The 18,720-nt window shown below is 44.8% G+C and carries 20 protein-coding genes; 12 read left to right on the top strand and 8 right to left on the bottom strand.

Annotated elements, in window-relative coordinates:
* Positions 1-43 precede the first annotated feature (43 nt).
* The 4 genes from LCF57_RS20185 (at position 44) to LCF57_RS20170 (ending at position 4,530) form a co-directional block, all read left to right on the top strand.
* On the top strand, positions 44-739 hold the full coding sequence (locus LCF57_RS20185; RefSeq protein WP_226002293.1) for a response regulator transcription factor: 696 nt from the start codon (positions 44-46) through the stop codon (positions 737-739).
* Positions 732-1,736, top strand: coding sequence for a sensor histidine kinase (locus LCF57_RS20180; protein ID WP_226002292.1), 1,005 nt, complete (start codon positions 732-734; stop codon positions 1,734-1,736). The genes LCF57_RS20185 and LCF57_RS20180 overlap by 8 nt, the downstream gene beginning before the upstream one ends.
* A gap of 102 nt (positions 1,737-1,838) precedes the next feature.
* On the top strand, positions 1,839-2,600 hold the full coding sequence (locus LCF57_RS20175; RefSeq protein ID WP_226002291.1) for an ABC transporter ATP-binding protein: 762 nt from the start codon (positions 1,839-1,841) through the stop codon (positions 2,598-2,600).
* Positions 2,590-4,530, top strand: coding sequence for an ABC transporter permease (locus LCF57_RS20170; protein ID WP_226002290.1), 1,941 nt, complete (start codon positions 2,590-2,592; stop codon positions 4,528-4,530). Before LCF57_RS20175 ends, LCF57_RS20170 begins: the two co-directional genes overlap by 11 nt.
* 10 nt (positions 4,531-4,540) lie before the next feature.
* On the opposite strand, the gene LCF57_RS20165 is transcribed toward LCF57_RS20170, so the two are convergent.
* A complete protein-coding gene (locus LCF57_RS20165; RefSeq protein ID WP_226002289.1) occupies positions 4,541-4,786 on the bottom strand; it encodes a hypothetical protein in 246 nt (81 codons plus the stop codon).
* 40 nt (positions 4,787-4,826) lie between these two features.
* On the opposite strand from LCF57_RS20165, the gene LCF57_RS20160 reads away from it, so the two are divergent.
* On the top strand, positions 4,827-5,111 hold the full coding sequence (locus LCF57_RS20160; RefSeq protein WP_226002288.1) for a hypothetical protein: 285 nt from the start codon (positions 4,827-4,829) through the stop codon (positions 5,109-5,111).
* Between the two features lie 62 nt (positions 5,112-5,173).
* Here the strand turns inward: LCF57_RS20160 and LCF57_RS20155 are convergent, their stop codons facing one another.
* Together LCF57_RS20155 and LCF57_RS20150 are read right to left on the bottom strand one after the other, a co-directional pair.
* Positions 5,174-6,148 (bottom strand): aldo/keto reductase family protein, encoded by a 975-nt coding sequence (locus tag LCF57_RS20155; RefSeq protein WP_226002287.1) that lies wholly within the window; start codon positions 6,146-6,148, stop codon positions 5,174-5,176.
* Positions 6,149-6,444: 296 nt separating this feature from the next.
* Positions 6,445-7,404 carry a radical SAM protein gene (locus tag LCF57_RS20150; RefSeq protein ID WP_226002286.1) on the bottom strand — a complete coding sequence of 320 codons (960 nt, stop codon included), beginning with the start codon at positions 7,402-7,404 and terminating at the stop codon, positions 6,445-6,447.
* A gap of 242 nt (positions 7,405-7,646) precedes the next feature.
* On the opposite strand from LCF57_RS20150, the gene LCF57_RS20145 reads away from it, so the two are divergent.
* The 5 genes from LCF57_RS20145 (at position 7,647) to LCF57_RS28305 (ending at position 11,592) form a co-directional block, all read left to right on the top strand.
* Positions 7,647-8,093, top strand: a complete 447-nt coding sequence (locus LCF57_RS20145; RefSeq protein WP_226002595.1) for a MarR family winged helix-turn-helix transcriptional regulator — start codon at positions 7,647-7,649, stop codon at positions 8,091-8,093.
* 68 nt (positions 8,094-8,161) lie between these two features.
* Positions 8,162-8,974, top strand: a complete 813-nt coding sequence (locus tag LCF57_RS20140) for an NAD(P)H-binding protein (protein ID WP_226002285.1) — start codon at positions 8,162-8,164, stop codon at positions 8,972-8,974.
* 99 nt (positions 8,975-9,073) lie between these two features.
* Positions 9,074-9,550, top strand: a complete 477-nt coding sequence (locus tag LCF57_RS20135) for a DsrE/DsrF/DrsH-like family protein (protein WP_025716490.1) — start codon at positions 9,074-9,076, stop codon at positions 9,548-9,550.
* 133 nt (positions 9,551-9,683) lie between these two features.
* On the top strand, positions 9,684-11,192 hold the full coding sequence (locus LCF57_RS20130; protein ID WP_226002284.1) for an aminotransferase class V-fold PLP-dependent enzyme: 1,509 nt from the start codon (positions 9,684-9,686) through the stop codon (positions 11,190-11,192).
* A gap of 109 nt (positions 11,193-11,301) precedes the next feature.
* Positions 11,302-11,592, top strand: a complete 291-nt coding sequence (locus LCF57_RS28305; RefSeq protein ID WP_413232212.1) for a hypothetical protein — start codon at positions 11,302-11,304, stop codon at positions 11,590-11,592.
* A gap of 339 nt (positions 11,593-11,931) precedes the next feature.
* On the opposite strand, the gene LCF57_RS20120 is transcribed toward LCF57_RS28305, so the two are convergent.
* Positions 11,932-12,984, bottom strand: a complete 1,053-nt coding sequence (locus LCF57_RS20120; RefSeq protein ID WP_226002283.1) for an LLM class flavin-dependent oxidoreductase — start codon at positions 12,982-12,984, stop codon at positions 11,932-11,934.
* Positions 12,985-13,224: 240 nt separating this feature from the next.
* On the opposite strand from LCF57_RS20120, the gene LCF57_RS20115 reads away from it, so the two are divergent.
* A complete protein-coding gene (locus LCF57_RS20115) occupies positions 13,225-13,980 on the top strand; it encodes an AIM24 family protein (protein ID WP_226002282.1) in 756 nt (251 codons plus the stop codon).
* A 44-nt stretch (positions 13,981-14,024) separates the two neighbouring features.
* On the opposite strand, the gene LCF57_RS20110 is transcribed toward LCF57_RS20115, so the two are convergent.
* The 3 genes from LCF57_RS20110 to LCF57_RS20100 form a co-directional block, all read right to left on the bottom strand.
* Positions 14,025-14,366, bottom strand: a complete 342-nt coding sequence (locus LCF57_RS20110; RefSeq protein WP_025716484.1) for a zinc ribbon domain-containing protein YjdM — start codon at positions 14,364-14,366, stop codon at positions 14,025-14,027.
* A 252-nt stretch (positions 14,367-14,618) separates the two neighbouring features.
* A complete protein-coding gene (locus LCF57_RS20105) occupies positions 14,619-15,485 on the bottom strand; it encodes an SDR family oxidoreductase (RefSeq protein ID WP_226002281.1) in 867 nt (288 codons plus the stop codon).
* A 114-nt stretch (positions 15,486-15,599) separates the two neighbouring features.
* Positions 15,600-16,142 carry a hypothetical protein gene (locus LCF57_RS20100; protein WP_226002280.1) on the bottom strand — a complete coding sequence of 181 codons (543 nt, stop codon included), beginning with the start codon at positions 16,140-16,142 and terminating at the stop codon, positions 15,600-15,602.
* Positions 16,143-16,239: 97 nt separating this feature from the next.
* Here LCF57_RS20100 and LCF57_RS20095 point away from each other — a divergent pair, with 97 nt between their 5' ends.
* Positions 16,240-17,154, top strand: a complete 915-nt coding sequence (locus LCF57_RS20095) for a phosphatidate cytidylyltransferase (protein WP_226002279.1) — start codon at positions 16,240-16,242, stop codon at positions 17,152-17,154.
* A gap of 161 nt (positions 17,155-17,315) precedes the next feature.
* Here LCF57_RS20095 and LCF57_RS20090 read toward each other — a convergent pair whose 3' ends face one another.
* Positions 17,316-18,695: a PLP-dependent aminotransferase family protein gene (locus tag LCF57_RS20090; RefSeq protein WP_226002278.1), complete on the bottom strand. Its 1,380-nt coding sequence runs from the start codon at positions 18,693-18,695 to the stop codon at positions 17,316-17,318.
* Between the last annotated feature and the right edge of the window lie 25 nt (positions 18,696-18,720).

Genomic DNA, 18,720 nt, shown 5'->3' with positions numbered 1-18,720 from the left:
ATTTTGCTATACTCTTTATAAAAAGTAAAAAGTGGTGAAACCGTTGTTCAAAATCTTACTAATTGAAGATGATGAAACTTTGTTCCATGAAATGAAAGATCGGCTAACTCAATGGGCCTATGATGTATATGGTATCCAAGACTTTAGTAAAGTCATTCAGGAATTCTCAGCCATCAAGCCTGATCTGGTCGTGATTGATATTCAATTGCCGAAATTTGATGGATTTCATTGGTGTCGAATGATTCGATCCCACTCGAATGTCCCCATTCTTTTTTTATCATCCCGTGATCATCCTACCGATATGGTCATGTCCATGCAGCTTGGAGCTGATGATTTTATCCAAAAACCATTCCATTTTGATGTCCTCATTGCAAAATTACAGGCGACTCTTCGCCGCGTATATAATTACAATACAGAGCCTGTTTCCCTGAAAACATGGTGTGGAGCCACAGTGGATTATGAAAAAAATATCGTGGCCAATGAGGCTGGCTCTATCGAATTAACCAAGAACGAAATTTTCATTTTAAAGCTGCTCATTGAGCAAAAAAATAAAATTGTCGCCCGGGAGGAGCTCATTAAAAACCTATGGGATGATGAACGTTTTGTCAGCGACAATACCTTAACAGTCAACTTGAATCGTCTGCGAAAAAAACTGGACGAGCTGGATTTGGGACATTTCATTGAAACAAAAGTGGGGCAAGGGTACATGGCTACAGAAGAGGTCCCGGGCTATGATTAAAAAATACCTTATGGAAAGAATGAGCTGGATTCTGCTAGTTGTTTGCCAGCAATTACTTATCCTTCTCATCGCTTACGTGGATACGGCAATCCCGTTGATGCCGGTTCTATATATCGTCTTCTTATCGATGATGGTTTTCTTGTTTTTTTTAATCATCCGCTATCCCAAGGAAACCAAATTCTATAGAACACTGGAGGAATGGGAAAGCCCGCTTGAACTAACCGGGATGGGTGAACCGGAAAGTCCGTTTGAACAAATTGTTGAACAAAAAATCAGCAAACAGACCGAGCGGCTACAACAGATCATTTCGCAAAACCAATTGACCCTGGAGCACGAAAAGGATGAGCTACTATCGTGGATTCATGAGGTGAAAACGCCTTTGACTGCCATGCATCTGATGATTGAGCGACTGGAAGACAAAGCGCTTAAGGCTCAGCTAACGTATGAATGGCTACGCATTCACTTACTGCTGGACCAGCAGCTCCACCAAAAGCGCATATCTTTTATTGAAAATGATTTGTATGTAGAACAAGTGGATCTAAAATCTCTCGTTTATAAAGAGATCAAAACCCTGCAATCCTGGTGCATTCAAAAAGGGATTGGCTTTGACATCCAGCTTAAGCAAATGGAAGTTCTCAGTGATGCCAAGTGGCTGGCTTTTATCATCAGGCAGCTCTTAACCAATGCCATCAAATATAGCGATGCCAGTGATGTTATCATTCACAGCTATGAGCAAAATGATCGCATACGGCTGGAGGTTCAAGACTTTGGTCGCGGCATTGATCCGAAGGATATCCCCCGCATTTTCGACAAAGGCTTTACATCCACGACCCAACATTCTGATCATACTTCCACGGGTATGGGGTTATATTTAACGAAAAAGGCGGCAAAGCCCCTGCTCATACATATCGATGTCCACTCCAAACCGGGCGCTGGTACAACCTTTACTTTAATCTTCCCCAAGCGAAACGATTTCGTCAGTATGATGAGCATGTGACAGAGATGTCACATGCTTCTATGTATTGTTCGCTCAATCAAAGGAAAAACAACGTCCCTATTTTTATAATAAAGCTACAAGAACAATAAGGAGTGCGTCAAAATGAACATATTGGAAGCACATAAAATTCATAAAAGCTATGGCAATAAGTTAAATATGCAAGAGGTATTAAAGGGAATTGATATCCTGATTGAAGAAGGTGAATTTGTCAGTATTATGGGGGCCTCTGGTTCAGGAAAAACTACACTGTTGAATGTCCTGTCCTCCATTGATCAGGTGAGCCAAGGGTCCATTAAAATCAATGACATCGAAATGACGAAAATGAAGGAAAAACAACTGGCTGAATTCCGCAAAAAGCATTTAGGTTTTATTTTTCAAGAGTATAATCTGCTGGATACGCTAACCGTAAAAGAAAACATCCTTCTCCCCTTATCCATCACCAGAACACCTAAAAAAGAAGCCAACCGAAGATTTCAGGAGGTGGCTACAGAGCTGGGGATTTATGAGCTAAAAGATAAGTATCCCAATGAAATTTCGGGCGGACAAAAACAACGTACATCTGCGGCTAGAGCGTTTATTCATGAGCCCAGTATTATTTTTGCCGATGAGCCTACAGGTGCGCTGGATTCCAAATCGGCTTCGGATTTATTAAACAAGCTGGGCCAGTTAAACCAGAAGCGCAAGGCAACCATTATTATGGTCACGCATGATCCTGTCGCTGCCAGCCATTGCAGTCGGGTCATTTTTATTAAGGATGGACACATGTACACGCAGCTTCATAAAGGTGGGCAGGAAAGACAAAGCTTCTTTCAGGATATCATGAAAACCCAAGCGGTCTTAGGCGGGGTCCAATATGAACATTAATCAACTTATCCTAAAGAACTTGAAAAAAAACCTGAAAAATTATTACCTGTATGTCTTTGCTCTCATTTTCAGTGTTGCGCTCTATTTCGCTTTTGTCACATTACAATACGATCCCTCTATGGACGAAGTGAAGGGCTCTGTTAAAGGTGCAGCTTCCATACGTGCAGCCTCCGTCCTGCTGGTCGCCATTGTCTGCATTTTCCTTTTATATGCTAATAATATTTTTATCAAAAGACGCAGCAAAGAAATTGGCCTGTTTCAATTAATCGGAATGACCAAAAATAAAATCTTTCGCATCCTGAGTGCAGAGAATTTAATTTTATATTTCAGTTCCTTATTTATCGGCATAGTGGTTGGATTTTCATTTTCCAAATTAGTGATCATGATCTTATTTAAAACGACCGGCATCGATGCGATTGCCACTCTGTATTTCTCTAACCAGGCGCTTGTTCAAACACTCGTCGTATTTTGTATCATCTACCTTTTGATTATGATGATGAATTATACCTTTATTAAAAAACAGAGCATTTTGTCTTTGTTCAGGGTCACTTCAACAACCGAAGGGAAAATCAAGAAAATATCCATCTATGAAATGATCATAGGGATCTTTGGAATATCACTCATTGCACTAGGATATTATGTCTCTTCCAAATTGTTTGGTGGAGACTTTACATCCATGAATGAATTGTTTATGGCTATGCTTTTTATTCTAGGCTCAGTCATCATCGGAACACTTCTTTTTTATAAAGGATCTATTCGCTTTATTTCAAATATCATTAGAAAAAGTAAAGGCGGTTATTTAAACATCAATGAGGTGCTGTCTCTCTCATCCATTATGTTCCGCATGAAATCCAATGCTTTGTTATTGACCATTATTACGACAGTATCGGCACTTGCCATCGGCTTACTCTCCTTGAGCTATATCGCCTACTATTCAGCAGACAAAGCAGCTGAAGACAATGTGCCTACTCATTTTGCGCTGACGAATATACCAGATGCGGAGAAGTTCAAAAAGATACTGCTTGAGCATGATATAAAATACCGTGAAAAGAAAATTGAAGTCATTCAAGTCAGTGTGAACACCGCGCAAATCATGGAGACTCCTTTGGAAGGACTAAATATCAGTGGGAATTCCATGACGTTGCCTGTCATAAGCGATCAATCCGTGGAAGGGACGGATGTATCTCCAGATCAAACCATTTTAACGGGCTATAATGATCTGCTGCAGAAATTCATGTCCTTGAAAAGCTCAGGTCCATTGGATTTACAGGGGAATAAAGAAGTCATTCACCAACAGTATTTGGGACTAAAAAAGGAGTATGTGACTCCCTACTATTTTACAGCCGGAGGACTTCCCACTGCGATTGTAGACGAGGCTGTATTTGAGCGGCTAAAGAAGGATATCAATCCTGCAATTCAAAAGAAATCGTCTTTATACATCGGAATTGATATGATTCATGAAGAGCAAATCCAAGCAGCCGATCGCCTCTTTAAAGCCGCCCATTTTAGTGATCAACAAACATCACGCCTGGAAATGAGCAGCAATCAGAAAATGCATATGGGCATCATTATGTTTATTGTCGGCTTTTTAGGACTGACCTTTCTTATTACATCGGGCTGTATCCTATACTTTAAGCAAATGGATGAAAGCGAAGACGAAAAAGCGAATTATACCGTGTTAAGAAAGCTGGGGTTCACACAGGGTGACCTGCTCAGAGGTATTCAAATTAAACAAATCTTTAACTTTGGCATCCCCTTAGTCATTGGCCTTTCGCACAGCTATTTCGCTGTCCAATCAGGCTGGTTCCTGTTTGGAACAGAAGTTTGGATGCCTATGATCCTCGTTATGGTATTATACACTGCCTTATACTCCATTTTCGGGATACTATCCATCCTGTATTATAAAAAGGTAATTAAATCAGCATTATAATCGGCAAAAGTCAAAAAAGTCCCAGGCGAAAGCACTGGGGCTTTTCCATATATTTGAGCATTTTCGTGCCTACGTGTACAATAAAATGACTATCGTCGTTACCCCAAGGGGGAGAGCTTATTTTATTATTACTCATCAATGGCATCAGCATCTTAGCCAATATTGTACTCGGTTCATCTGTAGGCGTGGCTATTTTCATAGGAATCGTTTTTTTCCTGATTGGCTTACCGGAGTTTAAAAAATCGCCAAAGCTCACGAAAGAGGCTGTCAAAGATATCACCTATATTTTTGCGACCTTGTCGATTCTTCTTGTATTTGTAATCATCGTTTCCTTGAACATCTACGCTTCAGGTGACCTGTTTCTTGCAGGTCCGCTAACACCGCAAATGAAGCTTCTCTTGGGGCAAAAGGTATTGATGCTGGGATTGCTGGAAGGCTTATGGGCTGTCATCAGCCTAAAATGGCTGCTGCCCATCTTTTTTGATCCGCTGGACCTCAGTAAGAAGCAAATCCTTGTTTTAGTGAGCGGAATTGTATTTAGTGTGGTTTCAGGTATTTATGCCATGCTTGAAGCAAGTTAAAAAGAGCCTCGCCCTTCTCTGTCACAAACAGGAGGAGCGAGGCTTTTGGGTTGATGCCTAGCTTACCGCAAAGGCTCAAATCCCTTTACGTGCTTCAGAATCTGCTCAATTTCATTGCATATCTCCGGTTGAAGTGTCACCTCGACCGCTTTCACATTTTCCTCGATTTGTGCCGGTTTAGTGGCCCCGATGAGCGCAGCGCTAATACCTGGTTCTTTTAAAATCCAGGCAAGCGCCAGTTGCGACAGGGTGATCCCCAGATCCTTTGCCAGCTTATCCAGCTCCTGGACACAGTCTAGAACGGTATCGTTCATATAGCTGCTGATGACATGATTGACGGAGGCATCAGCCCCGCGGCTACCCGTCGGTATAGGTTGTCCCGGCTTATATTTACCCGTCAGTATACCTTGGGCTAAAGGTGAAAATACAATTTGTCCAATCCCCAACTGTCCGGATACAGGGAGCACCTCATGTTCGATATAACGCTCGAACATATTATAGATGGGTTGATTGGCAATCAGCGGCCGCAGATTCAATCTTTTCCCAATGCCATAGGCATCCGTGAGCTGAGCAGCGCTCCATTCACTAACCGCAGCATACAGGATCTTGCCTTGAGCCTGAAGGTCATCAAGCGCCCGCAACGTCTCTTCCAAAGGAGTGTCCTGATCATACCGATGACAGAAGTAAATGTCGATATAATCGGTGCCAAGACGTCGAAGACTCGCCTCGCATTGCTCCATAATGTGCTTGCGTGACAGTCCCCTGTCATTGGGGCCGGAATCCATAGGGAAGAAAACCTTGGTAGAAAGCACATAGCTCTCTCTTCGATAAGGCTTCAAGGCGGCCCCCATAGCCTTCTCGCCTTCACCCCGATTATACGCGTTCGCGGCATCAAAGAAATTGATCCCCAGCTCAACCGCTTTGGCAATACAGGCATGAGCTGCTTCCTGCTCGGCGGCTGTACCGTACGTTAACCAACTACCGAGACCGATTTCACTAATTTTAAGACCGCTGCTGCCTACATTTCTATATTTCATATCTATTCCTTCTTTCATAAGAAGATAACATGTATCTATTCATAACATGTAAACCCTTTCATTAAAACATTGTAAATGCTGATAAAATATAGTCAACAAGTATATAATAAAAAAGAGCAAGGATGCGGTAACATCCCTGCTCTTTAGCAACAGCCGCTTTTAAGGGCGGTTGGCTGTGGTTTAGATCAGAGAAGATAGACCGTTTACCTTGTCCGAGGGCGGTCTATCTCTTTTTGTTTTGGTTCAATGCAATAACAATTGTGACGATTAATCCGATTACTTACATCTTTCCTCTCTCAGAGCCCATTCGGGAAAAGCGCATCATAGGCAGGACAAGGCAGTTTGTCGAGAAACTCCTGAAGCGGCTTAGGTCTATGAGTGTAGATATCTTTTAAGGACGTTCCATTATAAATATTGCCGATGACCACAGGATGGCATAGCTCACAGATCAGGATATCACCGTTTCCATGAAGATGAAGCTGCTTTTTACCATCAACACAGTTGGAAAAATAAACGCCCGGCTGCTCCTTGAAGCCCAGCGCTTCTGCAAAACGGTCCATGCAGGTGAAATACAGCACGGTATCGTTCTTTTTATGGGCAATCAGGTCATGAACGGAACGGACGAGTGCTTCTTTGGTGGAAATAGCGTTCCAGTTCGTATGATCCATCTCGATGCTATTTTGGATTTCATGGATGCGCACACCGAGCTCGTATACCATCTCGCTGATGGCTTGCATGTTGTTTTGCGTCTCCGCAAACAGCAAAGTCTCCAGCACCGTTTCCAGTTTGGCTTCGGTACATAACCGAATGTTCTGAACAATTTTATCATACATGCGAGGGTGAACATGATAATAGGCTGAATATTTTTCGGCGTCCGTGAAGTTAAAGGAGATATGAATGTTGGACAGCCCTGCATCACGCAGTCTCTCAATTCGCTCAGGACTGAGCAGGCTAGCATTGGTATTGAGCTGGGTAGCGATTCCCTTGCTCGAACAGTGAGCCACAATGTCCAGACAGTCCTCATACTTTAAGGTCACTTCTCCCCCGGATAGTCGCACACGTTTTAACGTTGGAATGTCATCTATAATACCAATGACCTCCTTGCTGCTAATGCATTGTCCGTCGTTTCGCTGATATGCGCAGCAATAATCACACTTGAAGTTGCAATTGGAGGTGACCCCGACTTCCAGTCCCTCCAGCTCGTAGATGCCCGGCTTTTCCAGTTCAAGTGCTTTATATTTGTTCTCTATACTCACTTTCTCATGATCCTCCCGATCTCAGGCTTGTGTCTTGAATTCCCTTGAAATTATACAGAATGGGAGTGGTTTGTAGATATGACATTGGTAACGGTGCGGTCCAAACAGATAAAACAGCGGGTAGCGACCTTGGAATGCGTTTAATCAGATTTATAGCGCATAAAAATGTAATTTGACAAGTACTGTGAACTTTAGTAAATTGAAACTAGTTAAGCACTTAACTATAACATGGTGGTGATCTTATAAAAGACCTTCAGGATTACGTACTTGATTTGCCGCTGCATTCTCTGGTTTTCTTTTCACTGGTGGAAACGACAGCCGGATTAGTTGATGTCTCAGAAAAATACTGGCATTCCAAAGGAACCAATGGAGCCAGAATTCGAATTTTGGTTGAAATCTTGAAGGAAGGAGGCACAATTCTTCCATCTGTGCTCGCCCAAAGAATCGGCGTCACCAAATCGAATATTAGCCTGCTGCTTAGCCCGCTGGAAAACGAAGGATTCATTCGCCGGGAACGTCATCCCAAAGACGGCAGAAAATCGGTGATTTCTATAACAAGCGAAGGGCAAAGCCTCCTGCTGCGTAATTTACCCGAAAACCGGCAGAGGATTACGGAAAAAATGCAGGTGTTGAATGATCAGGAATTGAAGCAGCTCCTTTCCCTGCTCAACAAATTAAAGAGAACGTAGTACAGTTCTTTTACGCATTTGGTTAAGTTCTTAACTAAAATTTTGTTTGTATAAAGGGATGGTATTCAATGTCGATTGTTATTACGGGAGCAAATGGTAAATTGGGGAGCTTAATCATACAACAGCTCCTTCAAAAGGTCTCGCCTCATGAAATTATCGCTTGTGTTCGCCACCTTGAAACCGGAAAACACTATGAGGAACAGGAAATTACAGTCCGGTTTGGTGACTACGATCAACCCGATTCACTTGAGCAAGCATTCGTGGGAGCTACCCAACTGCTGTTGATTTCAAGTTCACATCTCGACGATACGATTCGTATCCGCCAACATACTCATATCATAGAAGCGGCCAAAAAATGTAAAGTGGAACACCTTTTATATACTAGCTTTGCCTTTCCTGAGGCCGGCTCTATTCCCCTCTCCTATCTACATTTGGCTACAGAACATGCCATTCGTAACACCGGAATTCCTTATACTTTTCTACGGAATGCATTGTATACCGATTTTGTCGAAACACTCGATCTGAATGCCGCCATAGTAAAGGGCAAACTCGATATCTACCCTGGGGAATGGAAGTTTAACACCGTTACGCGTTGGGATCTTGCCAGAGGAATCGCAGCAGTGCTGTCCGAGCCAGGCCATAGGATCAAGAAATATGAGTTCACTGCTTCAAGTCCCTGGACCTTTTCAGATTTGACAGCAGCTTTGTCCGAGCTTACAGGCAGATCCGTCTCCCTCCGTCAGGACCCCCAAATCAAAAATTGGATATTCGGGTTCTTGAGCAAAATAGATACGCGCTCCACGTCGGATGATTTGGAACAGCTGATCGGTGGACCGCTCACTTCACTGAAAGAAAGCATCCGGCCCTTTATCTCCATATGAGAAAGCAACGCTACAATTGTGATCAATATGTGAACTGAGCATAGTTCTCATTTCCAAATCCATACTGAATATATCTGTTGGTAATGGAGGCGGAAGATTGTGGACAAAAGAATGAATCTGCTTATGTTTAGCGGCGATTACGATAAGGCGATGGCTGGACTGATTCTGGCAAATACAGCTCGTGAGCTGGATGTAGAGGTTACCATGTTTTTTGCGTTCTGGGGGTTATTTCTGGTTCGTGATCCCGAGAAGATGACGCTTGAGGACAAAACGATATACGAAAAAATCATGGGCTGGATGACTCCAAAAGGACCCGAGGAGCTTCCTTTGTCCAAAATGAATTTTAGCGGTCTGGGCAAGCTGATGCTGACGGAAATGATCGAAGATAATGAAGCCCCAAAGCTGATTCACTTTTTGAAGGGGGCACGGAAAAAGAACGTTAAATTTTATGCCTGTAAGCTATCGGTAGATATTATGGGTTTTAAACCGGAAGAGTTTATACCTGAACTGGAAATTATCGAGGCCAAAACATATCTAAAAGATGCACTCGAATCCGATATGCAGCTGTTTATCTGAGATACATTCATGCCTTGTCCGCCTATGGACGAGGCTTTTATTTTTGACTAAATGATGACACTCGCTATTTTCTTTAACCTATTCAGGCCTACCTACGTACCCTAAGAAAACAGAACGACTTGGGAGGCGCCGTATGCTCATGGCTCGAATTGGAAGCAGTAATTGTAGGTATCAGCCTTCTAACGAGGCTTATTTTCAAAGGTATCGTGAACGTACAATCGGATATCACCAGACCTTTGAATCTCCGTATGGACAAAAAAAGCTGATTTATGCGGATTGGGCAGCCAGCGGCCGTCTGTATGGGCCCATCGAGTGGAAAATAGCTAATGATTTGGGCCCTTTTGTGGCGAACACGCATACGGAGTCTAATTTGACAGGCACCCTGATGACCCAAGCCTATGAAGAGGCGAAACGAATCATTAAGAACCATGTTCATGCCAGCGAACACGATATCATTATGTTTGCCGGGTCTGGTATGACCGGTGCGGTGAATAAACTCCAACGGTTGTTAGGATTGAGAATACATGAGAAATTAAAGCACCTCTATCCAATCGCTGAAAAAGAACGTCCCGTTATTTTTGTTACGCATATGGAGCATCACTCCAATCATATCTCCTGGGCGGAAACCATCGGGGACGTCGTATGTATCCCGCCGGGTCCCGGCGGAATCGTCGATCCAGCTCATCTCGAACGGCTGCTGTTTCAATTCCGGCATCGGCCTGTCAAGATTGGCGCTTTTACAGCCTGCTCCAATGTTACAGGTTTTGAAGCACCTATTTACCAGCTATCCCGCAAAATGCATGAGTATGGCGGCGTTTGTTTTATTGATTTCTCTGCAAGCGCCCCTTACACCGAGATCAACATGCATCCCCTGGAACCCCTTGAGAAGCTGGACGGAATTGTATTTTCACCGCACAAATTTCTTGGTGGTCCCGGTACAAGCGGCGTTTTAATTATGGATTCGAGACTATGCTTTAATTATGCTCCGGATCAGCCTGGGGGCGGTACGGTAAACTGGACCAATCCTTGGGGTGGGTATGAGTATAAAGATAACATCGAAGCACGCGAGGACGGAGGTACCCCTCCTTTTCTTCAGGCCATTCGAACGGCGCTCTGCATTCAACTAAAAGAACAGATGGGTCAAAGCCGCATGTTGGAGCGCGAAAAGGAGTTAACGTCATTATTGCTAAAAGGCTTGAGCACCATACCAGGCCTGCACATTTTGGGTGGAAGCAGCCGAGATCGGCTGGGAATCGTTTCTTTCGTTGTCGACCATATTCACTATAACCTGATTGTAAAATTACTGAATGATCGGTTTGGAATTCAGGTCCGGGGCGGCTGCTCTTGTGCAGGGACCTACGGACACTATTTGCTGGGCATCGATCAACAAACCTCTACTCAAATGACAAGCCTAATCCATGCGGGAGATTTATCGCAAAAACCGGGCTGGGTGCGCCTGTCCCTCCATCCCATGATGACGAATCAGGAAGTCTCCTATCTCACATCCTCCATACGAGCAATTCTAGAAAATATCATGACCTGGCAAAAAGATTATACCTATCAACCAGACACGAACGAATGGCGATCTATAAATGAATATAAAAAAATAGACATCCACAAATGGTTCAATTTTAGCGATTAAGAGACTCCTGTCCATTTCCTTCTTGCAAAATTTTCATAGGATACACTGTAAGATTACTATATGAGGAAAGAAGTGACGACAATGGGCCTCAGTTTTCACAACAGCACTAATGCAGCTATCTTTGTGGTCTATGCCTACCCGGACTTCAGCTGTAGTCCTGTTAACTACTCTAAAGCAGGCTGGTTCCGTGTTAACCCAGGTCAGACCATTCAGGTCTGGAGTGGCTTCGCAGGCGGTAACACGTTCTTCTATTATGGGGAGGATGATTTTGGACGCGAATGGCGGGGATCATACTTCACTCAAGTTCCCGAAAATGCCTTCGATTGGTGCTGGGATACAGGCTGTACCACTTGTAGAAACGTGGGGCTGCGGAGAATTACAGTTGGCCCGTTCGTCTTGAACTACACTATCAGCTTTATAACGAGCAGCAGTCAAAGAAAACCTGCATCATCCACTCTCCGCATGACACTGCCTTCAAAAGCAACACAAGAAAAGCCTATTTTACGCAGAGTACCTGCAACACCCAAGAGACTAAAACAAGGAAAAGCTTTATTGCAGAAACGTATCGCGCATAAAAAACGGACTAAATAAATAATTAGGCATTTCGCAAAACAGGCTATCTAAGCCAAACTAAGAGTTGTCTTTTCATCTCGTATATACAGATTATTTTAGAACCAAAAAAGGAGCGACCTCCCCCATGGTCTGCTCCTTTCTCTTTTGTCTATTGTGGTAAATCCGCTTATTTACTCTCGGATTCCCACTTGGATATCTCCTCGCGCACCTGTGGCGCTACCTCTGTTCCCAGCAGCTCAATAGCTCTCATGACATCTTCATGCGGCATCGTACCGACAGGCACGTGGAGCAGAAAACGTGTAATGCCTACCTGTTTACGCAGGTGGATGATTTTCTTAGCAACTGTATCGGGATCGCCTACATACAACGCTCCTTCAAAGCTGCGTGCGGCATCGAAGCTGGAACGGGTGTAAGGCCCCCAGCCACGCTCACGCCCAAGGACGTTCATGCTTTGCTGGGTGGGAGGGAAAAACTTTTCCGCTGCAAGCTCGGTGCTTTCCGCGATAAAACCATGCGAGTGGGATGCAACCGGAAGCAGCGATACGTCATGGCCTGCGTGCTTAGCTGCCTTTTTGTACAACTCCACCAATGGCGCAAATTGCTCAGGACTACCTCCAATAATAGCCAGCACCAACGGCAATCCGAGCAATCCGGCACGGACTACGGATTCCTGGTTGCCCCCGCTGCCAATCCATACGGGCAACGGATTTTGGACCGGACGTGGGTACACGCCCAAATTGTTGATTGCAGGCCGATGTCCGCCTTTCCAGGTCACTTTTTCGGATTCGCGTATTTTCAATAACAGTTCCAGCTTTTCATCAAACAACTCATCATAGTTATCCAATTCATATCCAAACAGCGGAAACGATTCAATAAAAGAACCCCGCCCTGCCATAATCTCAGCCCGTCCATTCGAGATGCCGTCCAGTGTAGCAAAATCCTGAAATACCCGCACTGGATCATCCGATGATAGCACCGTGACCGCACTGGTTAACCGAATTCGCTGTGTCTGTGCCGCCGCCGCAGCCAGTATAACAGCCGGAGCAGATGCCGCATAATCTTTTCGATGATGCTCCCCTACGCCGTACACATCCAGCCCTACCCGATCTGCAAGCACAATCTCCTCGACAACTTCACGTATTCGTTGTGCGTGGCTGATGACCTCACCCGTTTGGGGATCCGGCGTTGTTTCTACAAACGTGCTTATACCTATCTCCACTGGTCCTACCCCCTATTTTCATGTCTTGTTCTTATCCAGCGGCTTGCAAAGCAAACCATTTTAAAAGTGGATATCTTTATATTGAACCTTTTTTGTTTCTTTTTCAAGCTTTCCTTTTCTGGGTCTGGATCAGTCAGGAGAGCGTCCATATTCGCCGCAGGAAACGAAGTCTCTTTGTCGAATATTTTAAGAGGATTCCCATCCCTACAACATGAATACAACAAGGAGGCGCTTACATTTATGGCTTTTGTCATTAATAACTTAAAGGATAACAGCAATGTTGCCATCACTGACCAACTCGGTGGATTTACGGTACTGGAATACATAACAGATTTGAGCTGCACCTCGGTTGCGGCTGCGAAAGACAGTTACTATATGAGTAAAAGTAACATGCGCCGCAAACAGCTCATGATCGAAATCAACAATAGCGAAATCATGATGAAGGCGGGGGCCATGCAATATACTGTGGGTAGCATGGAAATGACTACCGGCGTAAAAAGCGTAGGAGGCTTAATGCGTAACTTGGTGTCCGGTGCTGTGACGGGGACAGGTGCCATTAAACCTCACTACAAAGGCACAGGAACCATTATGCTGGAGCCTACTTATCAATATATCTGGCTTATTGATGTCGATAATGATGACATTGCCATCGAAGACGGCCTGTTTTTAGCTTGTGATGCCACGCTGAACATATCCGTCGTTGCGCGTAGTAATCTTTCCTCTGCCGCATTAGGTGGAGAAGGATTATTTAACCTAAGCGCCCGGGGAAAAGGAGTTCTGGCACTACAAGCGCCGATCCCTTCCGAAGAAGCAGTCATCATAGAATTGCAAAATGATATCCTGAAGGTGGATGGCAACTTTGCCCTCATGTGGTCCAATACCTTACAGTTCACCGTCGAAAAATCTGGAAAAACCAAAATGGGCTCCGCCGCTTCCGGCGAAGGGCTGGTTAATGTGTACAGGGGAACAGGGACCGTATGGCTGGCACCGCTATAACATCTATATGAGCATGGAGCGTTGGAAATCCACCCTCTTACATTTTAATTCTTTTTTACGAATTCCGACTTTAACTTCATCGCTCCAAAACCATCAATTTTGCAATCAATATCGTGATCGCCGTCCACTAGGCGGATATTCTTCACTTTGGTACCAATTTTCAAGACAGATGAGCTTCCTTTAACCTTCAGGTCTTTAATGACGGTTACAGAGTCACCATCCTGCAGAACGTTACCATTCGCATCTCTGACGACTTTCACATCTTCGTTGCTTACAGTTTCTGACTCGGAAGACCACTCATGAGCGCATTCTGGGCAAATAAAAAGACTGCGATCCTCGTAAGTGTATTCTGAATTACATTCAGGGCAATTTGGCAAATTAGACATAATTTTATGTACTCCATTCATTTTTATTTCTATTACTGTGCTAGCTTTCTTATGTAAACCCAAGCCTTCCTTGGAGTTCCATACAAGTATATTGGATAATCTGCTGCGATTCCACTCATGGAGGCAATTAGGTCTCTGAAAATTCCTGGGGAGTGAGCATGTAACTAAAACGGATGCTGACCTTTTAAGGCAGCATCCGTTTTTTATCATAAGCAGTATCTTATGTTGAAATTGTACTCTACGGCGCGTATATTATGCCTTTGTTTGCTTTATCAGTTCACTAATTCCCTGGCTAAGCGGCGTAAGGGGGCGTTGCAACAGCTTCTCAAAATCGTTGCTTACAACATCCAAGGCTCCTTCGCGAATTGCTTGTTGAATTCCGACCACAATCGGGATTGCACCTTCTGGCACTCCCGCACCGAGCATAATATCAGCATACGCAGCATCGTCCACTTGCTGTACAGGAACGTCCTTGCCCAGAACATCAGCAAGTATCGCCGCGAACTCTTCCTGGGTAATCGGCTTACCGGAGAGCTCGTATATTGTATTCTCATGCCCTTCACCAGACAAAACGGTTGCAGCCGCCTGCGCATAGTCGGCACGGGTGGCCCAACCTACTTTACCGGACCCTGCCGAGGTTAGCCAAGGAGCCCCCGCGAGTACGGATTGGATCGTGCCTGCTTCATTCTCAAGATACCAATTATTACGCAAGAAGGAATAAGGGATACCGGACTCCCGAATAAACTCCTCCGTTATACGATGTACGGGTGCTAGGAACAGAGTGCTGTCAGCGGCATTGGCAGCGCTGGTATAAGCGATGAAGCCTACTCCCGCGCGTACAGCAGCATCAACAGCGGCCTTATGCTGGCGGATTCTGGTATCATTATCTCCATCTGCGGATATCATCAGCAGTCGTTCTACTCCAGCAAACGCTTGATCCAGCGTTTCTGGTTTATCAAAGTCTCCATGACGAACGTCAACGCCACGAGCACGTAAGCTCTCTGCTTTTTCCGGATTTCTTACGCTAACAATAAGATCTTTTGCCGGAACGGATGTAAGTAACGTATCTACCACGATGGAACCCAGTTGCCCTGTTGCTCCTGTTAATGCGATTTTCATATGAAACCTCCATTCAGATTTTATTTACTTTTCTACATTTACTTTTCTATAGTAACTAAAAATATGATGGATGTCTAATTTAGAGCCTAAAGGTGCTTGAGCGACGTGCTATTCTCAGGATTGAGGCTCATACTCGCTCAATTTACCTTCGTAGATTAAATGGAATCGGTCACTTTGTCGAAAATCGTCTGGGGTAATGAGTGCGGGTAGCTTATTCCATATCTTTATGCCGGATCGCTGTAGGATTTCCGCTACGAATTGCGAACAAAAGTAGGAATTACTGAACTCAACGGGCTCTTTTAAGGCAACGCCGATCAAGCCTAGAAGGTTATACAAATATTTTTGACGACTTCTGATAAAAACATGTAAAACCCGCTTCATTTTTTCGACTTCACGGTCGGTTACTTGAAGCTCGTAGATGACACATGTTGTATTCGGAAATCTGCTGTATGTACCTGTCTTAATATCTTCTTTCACGAAACCACCATCCAGAGGGTTATTGGGGGTCTTTCTCCCAAAGCTGTATAATTCCGAAAGTTCCCGGTTAAAGGAGATGGAGGCGTGATTGTATGGCGCTCTCGTATAGCTTTTTATGACTCTCGTAAGAAACGTTCCTGTATTCGTAAGCAAGATAAAGACCGATTGATCAGCAACCATTTACGAAATTTCTCCTTATCAAGTTTGGATTATTCCTTCATAATAACATAGGAACCCTATAATGGACTCCTACCTCGCGATAAGTTGGTGATTGGCAATGGACAGCTCGCTATTAACGTTAATCCTTATTTTCACAGCCTTATTGGCTATCCAATTGATTTATGTTGTGATCGTCAAGACACAGCCCAACAAAGACTATGCAGCCATCGGACTTCGGATCAAGACGTGGTGGGGTATGTTCTTTATCTTTTGCCTGGCAACTCTCTTCAATCCGATTGTTTCACTGCTTTCCTTGATGGCACTCACTTTCTTTGCGCTGAAAGAATATTTCTCCATGATCAGATCCAGAAAAGCCGACCGCAGATTGTTTCTATGGGCGTATTTGGCGATTCCTGTACAGTTTTATTGGATTTATATCGGGTGGTACGGGATGTTTATTGTCTTTATCCCTATCTATGTATTTTTGCTGCTGCCACTTCCGCGATTGATCAACAAAGGAACGGTCGGTTTTCTGCGCAGTGTCAGCTCGACCCAATGGGGACTGATGCTGATGGTTTTCGGACTTAGTCACCTGGCCTATTTTCAGTTTGCTACGCCGCAATATGGGGCGAAACTTGTGCTCTTTCTAGTGGTGCTGACGCAGCTCAATGATGTCGTACACTACCTGGCATCACTCTATTTCGGAAAGCGGAAAATCGTCCCGACCTCCAACCCCAATTTAACTTGGGAAGGCTTTGCATTCGCTTTTCCCGTAACCATAGGGGCTTCCTATCTGATCTATCCATACTTGACGCCGTTTGACCTGAAATTTGGACTCATTTTCGGCATACTCATCAGTTTGAGCGGTTTCTTCGGCAGCTTAACGGTTTCCGTGCTGAAGCGAGATTTACTAATCGGCGATGACGAAAAGTTTGATGCTTTGAAAAAAAGCTACTTAAGCCGGGTAGATAGCTTGACCTACACCTCGCCCGTTTTTTTTCACGTGATTCGTTATTTCTTTGACTTTATGTAGCAGTGCTCATCGTTTTCACTTTAGTTAACCGGGGTAAGTACTACTGTACTTGGTACGCTTGGCCCAATCCTCACATGAATAGATAATTTATAATAACGATATTATATTATGAAAAGAGCAGTCTATCCCAACTTATAGGGTAGACTGCTTTTCATATCCGTTCATATGTGCCGTTGCAGGGCATTCCTGATCCGGCTGACCCCTTCACGAATTTCGCTTTCATTCAGATGCCCATAGCCCATTAGCAGTCGGTTCCCTTCCAGCTGTACTGCAAATACATTTTCGCTACGGAGACATTCAGGCAGATTCTCTGGGAGCGAAAATTGGAACTCTGCTACCAAATGTAAACCAGCCGACCGACCACATACCCGGAATTGCCCGGTAAAATGCTGCTCCAGACTATCAAGCAGGACTTGACGCCGCTTGGCGTACACTTTCTTCATTTTATGTACATGTTGATGAAGGAGTCGCTTCCCGATATACCGGCTCAGCACTATTTGCTCCAGGCTCGCCGTCTGGTAATCTGCCAGTTGCTTTAACCGGATAAAATCAGCAACATGTGACGGAGGAAGGACAATGTAGCCGATCCGCAGGGCCGGAAACAAAGTTTTGCTAAACGTACCGACGTATAGCACCCGTTCCGGGTCCAGACTCTGCAAAGAGTGGACGGGCGCTCCATCATACCGGAACTCACTATCATAATCATCCTCGAGCAGCAGGCAACCTGTCCGGGCGGCATACTGGATGAGCTCGATCCGCCTTTGGATGGGCAGGATGCCCCCCAGCGGGAACTGGTGCGAGGGCGTCAGATATGCAAGCTTAGGGTGCTTTTTTTGCGGCAGATACGCTGTTATAACTCCAGAATCATCCACAGGCATGCTCCGCAGTGTTGCTCCTGTAGCCGACAGAATGCTTTTTAAGTCTTCATTGGTCGGTTCCTCTACCAAGACTTCATCCCCCGCTGACAGCAGCAGACGGGTGACAAGCTGAATGGCTTGTACTGCTCCACTCGTAACCACAATATGCTCCGGCCTGGCTTGTACTCCTCTGGTGTAAGCCAGATAGCTAGCCAGCTCCCTTCGCAGCTCGGGTTCTCCAGCAGGGTCGCCATAACCCAGTGCGAGATCGGGAGCTTCTTTGCATACACTTTGAAGCAAGTCAGCCCATGATTTGCGCGGGAACAATTCTAACGCAGGAAGCCCCGTCCGGAAGGAGATCACCGGCACTTCATCTGGGTATTGAATACTCGATGCAGACGAAGGAACCTCGATAGGCGGTGTGGATACATAACCTGGAAGAGCGGCTCCTTCGGCTACATAGGTGCCTGAACCCGGGTGTGCAGAGGCTAAACCTTCTGCCAGCAGCATTTCATATGCTTCGAGAATAACATTCCGGGATACGTTTAATTGTGATGCCAACAACCGGGTCGAAGGGAGCCTATATCCTGCGTGCAGTTCTCCAGCTAAAATACGGTCCCGGATGGTCTGGTACACCTGACGCAGCATCGGAACTGACGCACTCTTGTCGATAGATAGCCACATACGCTGTCCTCCTCAAGCGGTACTG

Source organism: Paenibacillus sp. BJ-4 (assembly GCF_020404765.1).
GTDB lineage: Bacteria > Bacillota > Bacilli > Paenibacillales > Paenibacillaceae > Paenibacillus.
Note: the sequence above shows the minus strand (reverse complement) of the source record. Positions and strands in the feature narration are given on the sequence as shown.

What these genes read in the sequence shown, in the direction of transcription:
- LCF57_RS20105 (WP_226002281.1), bottom strand. Translation starts at nt 15,485, where the DNA reads ATGAAAATCGCATTAACAGGAGCAACAGGGCAACTGGGTTCCATCGTG.
- LCF57_RS20115 (WP_226002282.1), top strand. Translation starts at nt 13,225, where the DNA reads ATGGCTTTTGTCATTAATAACTTAAAGGATAACAGCAATGTTGCCATC.
- LCF57_RS20170 (WP_226002290.1), top strand. Translation starts at nt 2,590, where the DNA reads ATGAACATTAATCAACTTATCCTAAAGAACTTGAAAAAAAACCTGAAA.
- LCF57_RS28305 (WP_413232212.1), top strand. Translation starts at nt 11,302, where the DNA reads ATGCAGCTATCTTTGTGGTCTATGCCTACCCGGACTTCAGCTGTAGTC.
- LCF57_RS20155 (WP_226002287.1), bottom strand. Translation starts at nt 6,148, where the DNA reads ATGAAATATAGAAATGTAGGCAGCAGCGGTCTTAAAATTAGTGAAATC.
- LCF57_RS20100 (WP_226002280.1), bottom strand. Translation starts at nt 16,142, where the DNA reads ATGGTTGCTGATCAATCGGTCTTTATCTTGCTTACGAATACAGGAACG.
- LCF57_RS20095 (WP_226002279.1), top strand. Translation starts at nt 16,240, where the DNA reads ATGGACAGCTCGCTATTAACGTTAATCCTTATTTTCACAGCCTTATTG.
- LCF57_RS20180 (WP_226002292.1), top strand. Translation starts at nt 732, where the DNA reads ATGATTAAAAAATACCTTATGGAAAGAATGAGCTGGATTCTGCTAGTT.
- LCF57_RS20110 (WP_025716484.1), bottom strand. Translation starts at nt 14,366, where the DNA reads ATGTCTAATTTGCCAAATTGCCCTGAATGTAATTCAGAATACACTTAC.
- LCF57_RS20130 (WP_226002284.1), top strand. Translation starts at nt 9,684, where the DNA reads ATGCTCATGGCTCGAATTGGAAGCAGTAATTGTAGGTATCAGCCTTCT.
- LCF57_RS20090 (WP_226002278.1), bottom strand. Translation starts at nt 18,695, where the DNA reads ATGTGGCTATCTATCGACAAGAGTGCGTCAGTTCCGATGCTGCGTCAG.
- LCF57_RS20140 (WP_226002285.1), top strand. Translation starts at nt 8,162, where the DNA reads ATGTCGATTGTTATTACGGGAGCAAATGGTAAATTGGGGAGCTTAATC.
- LCF57_RS20175 (WP_226002291.1), top strand. Translation starts at nt 1,839, where the DNA reads ATGAACATATTGGAAGCACATAAAATTCATAAAAGCTATGGCAATAAG.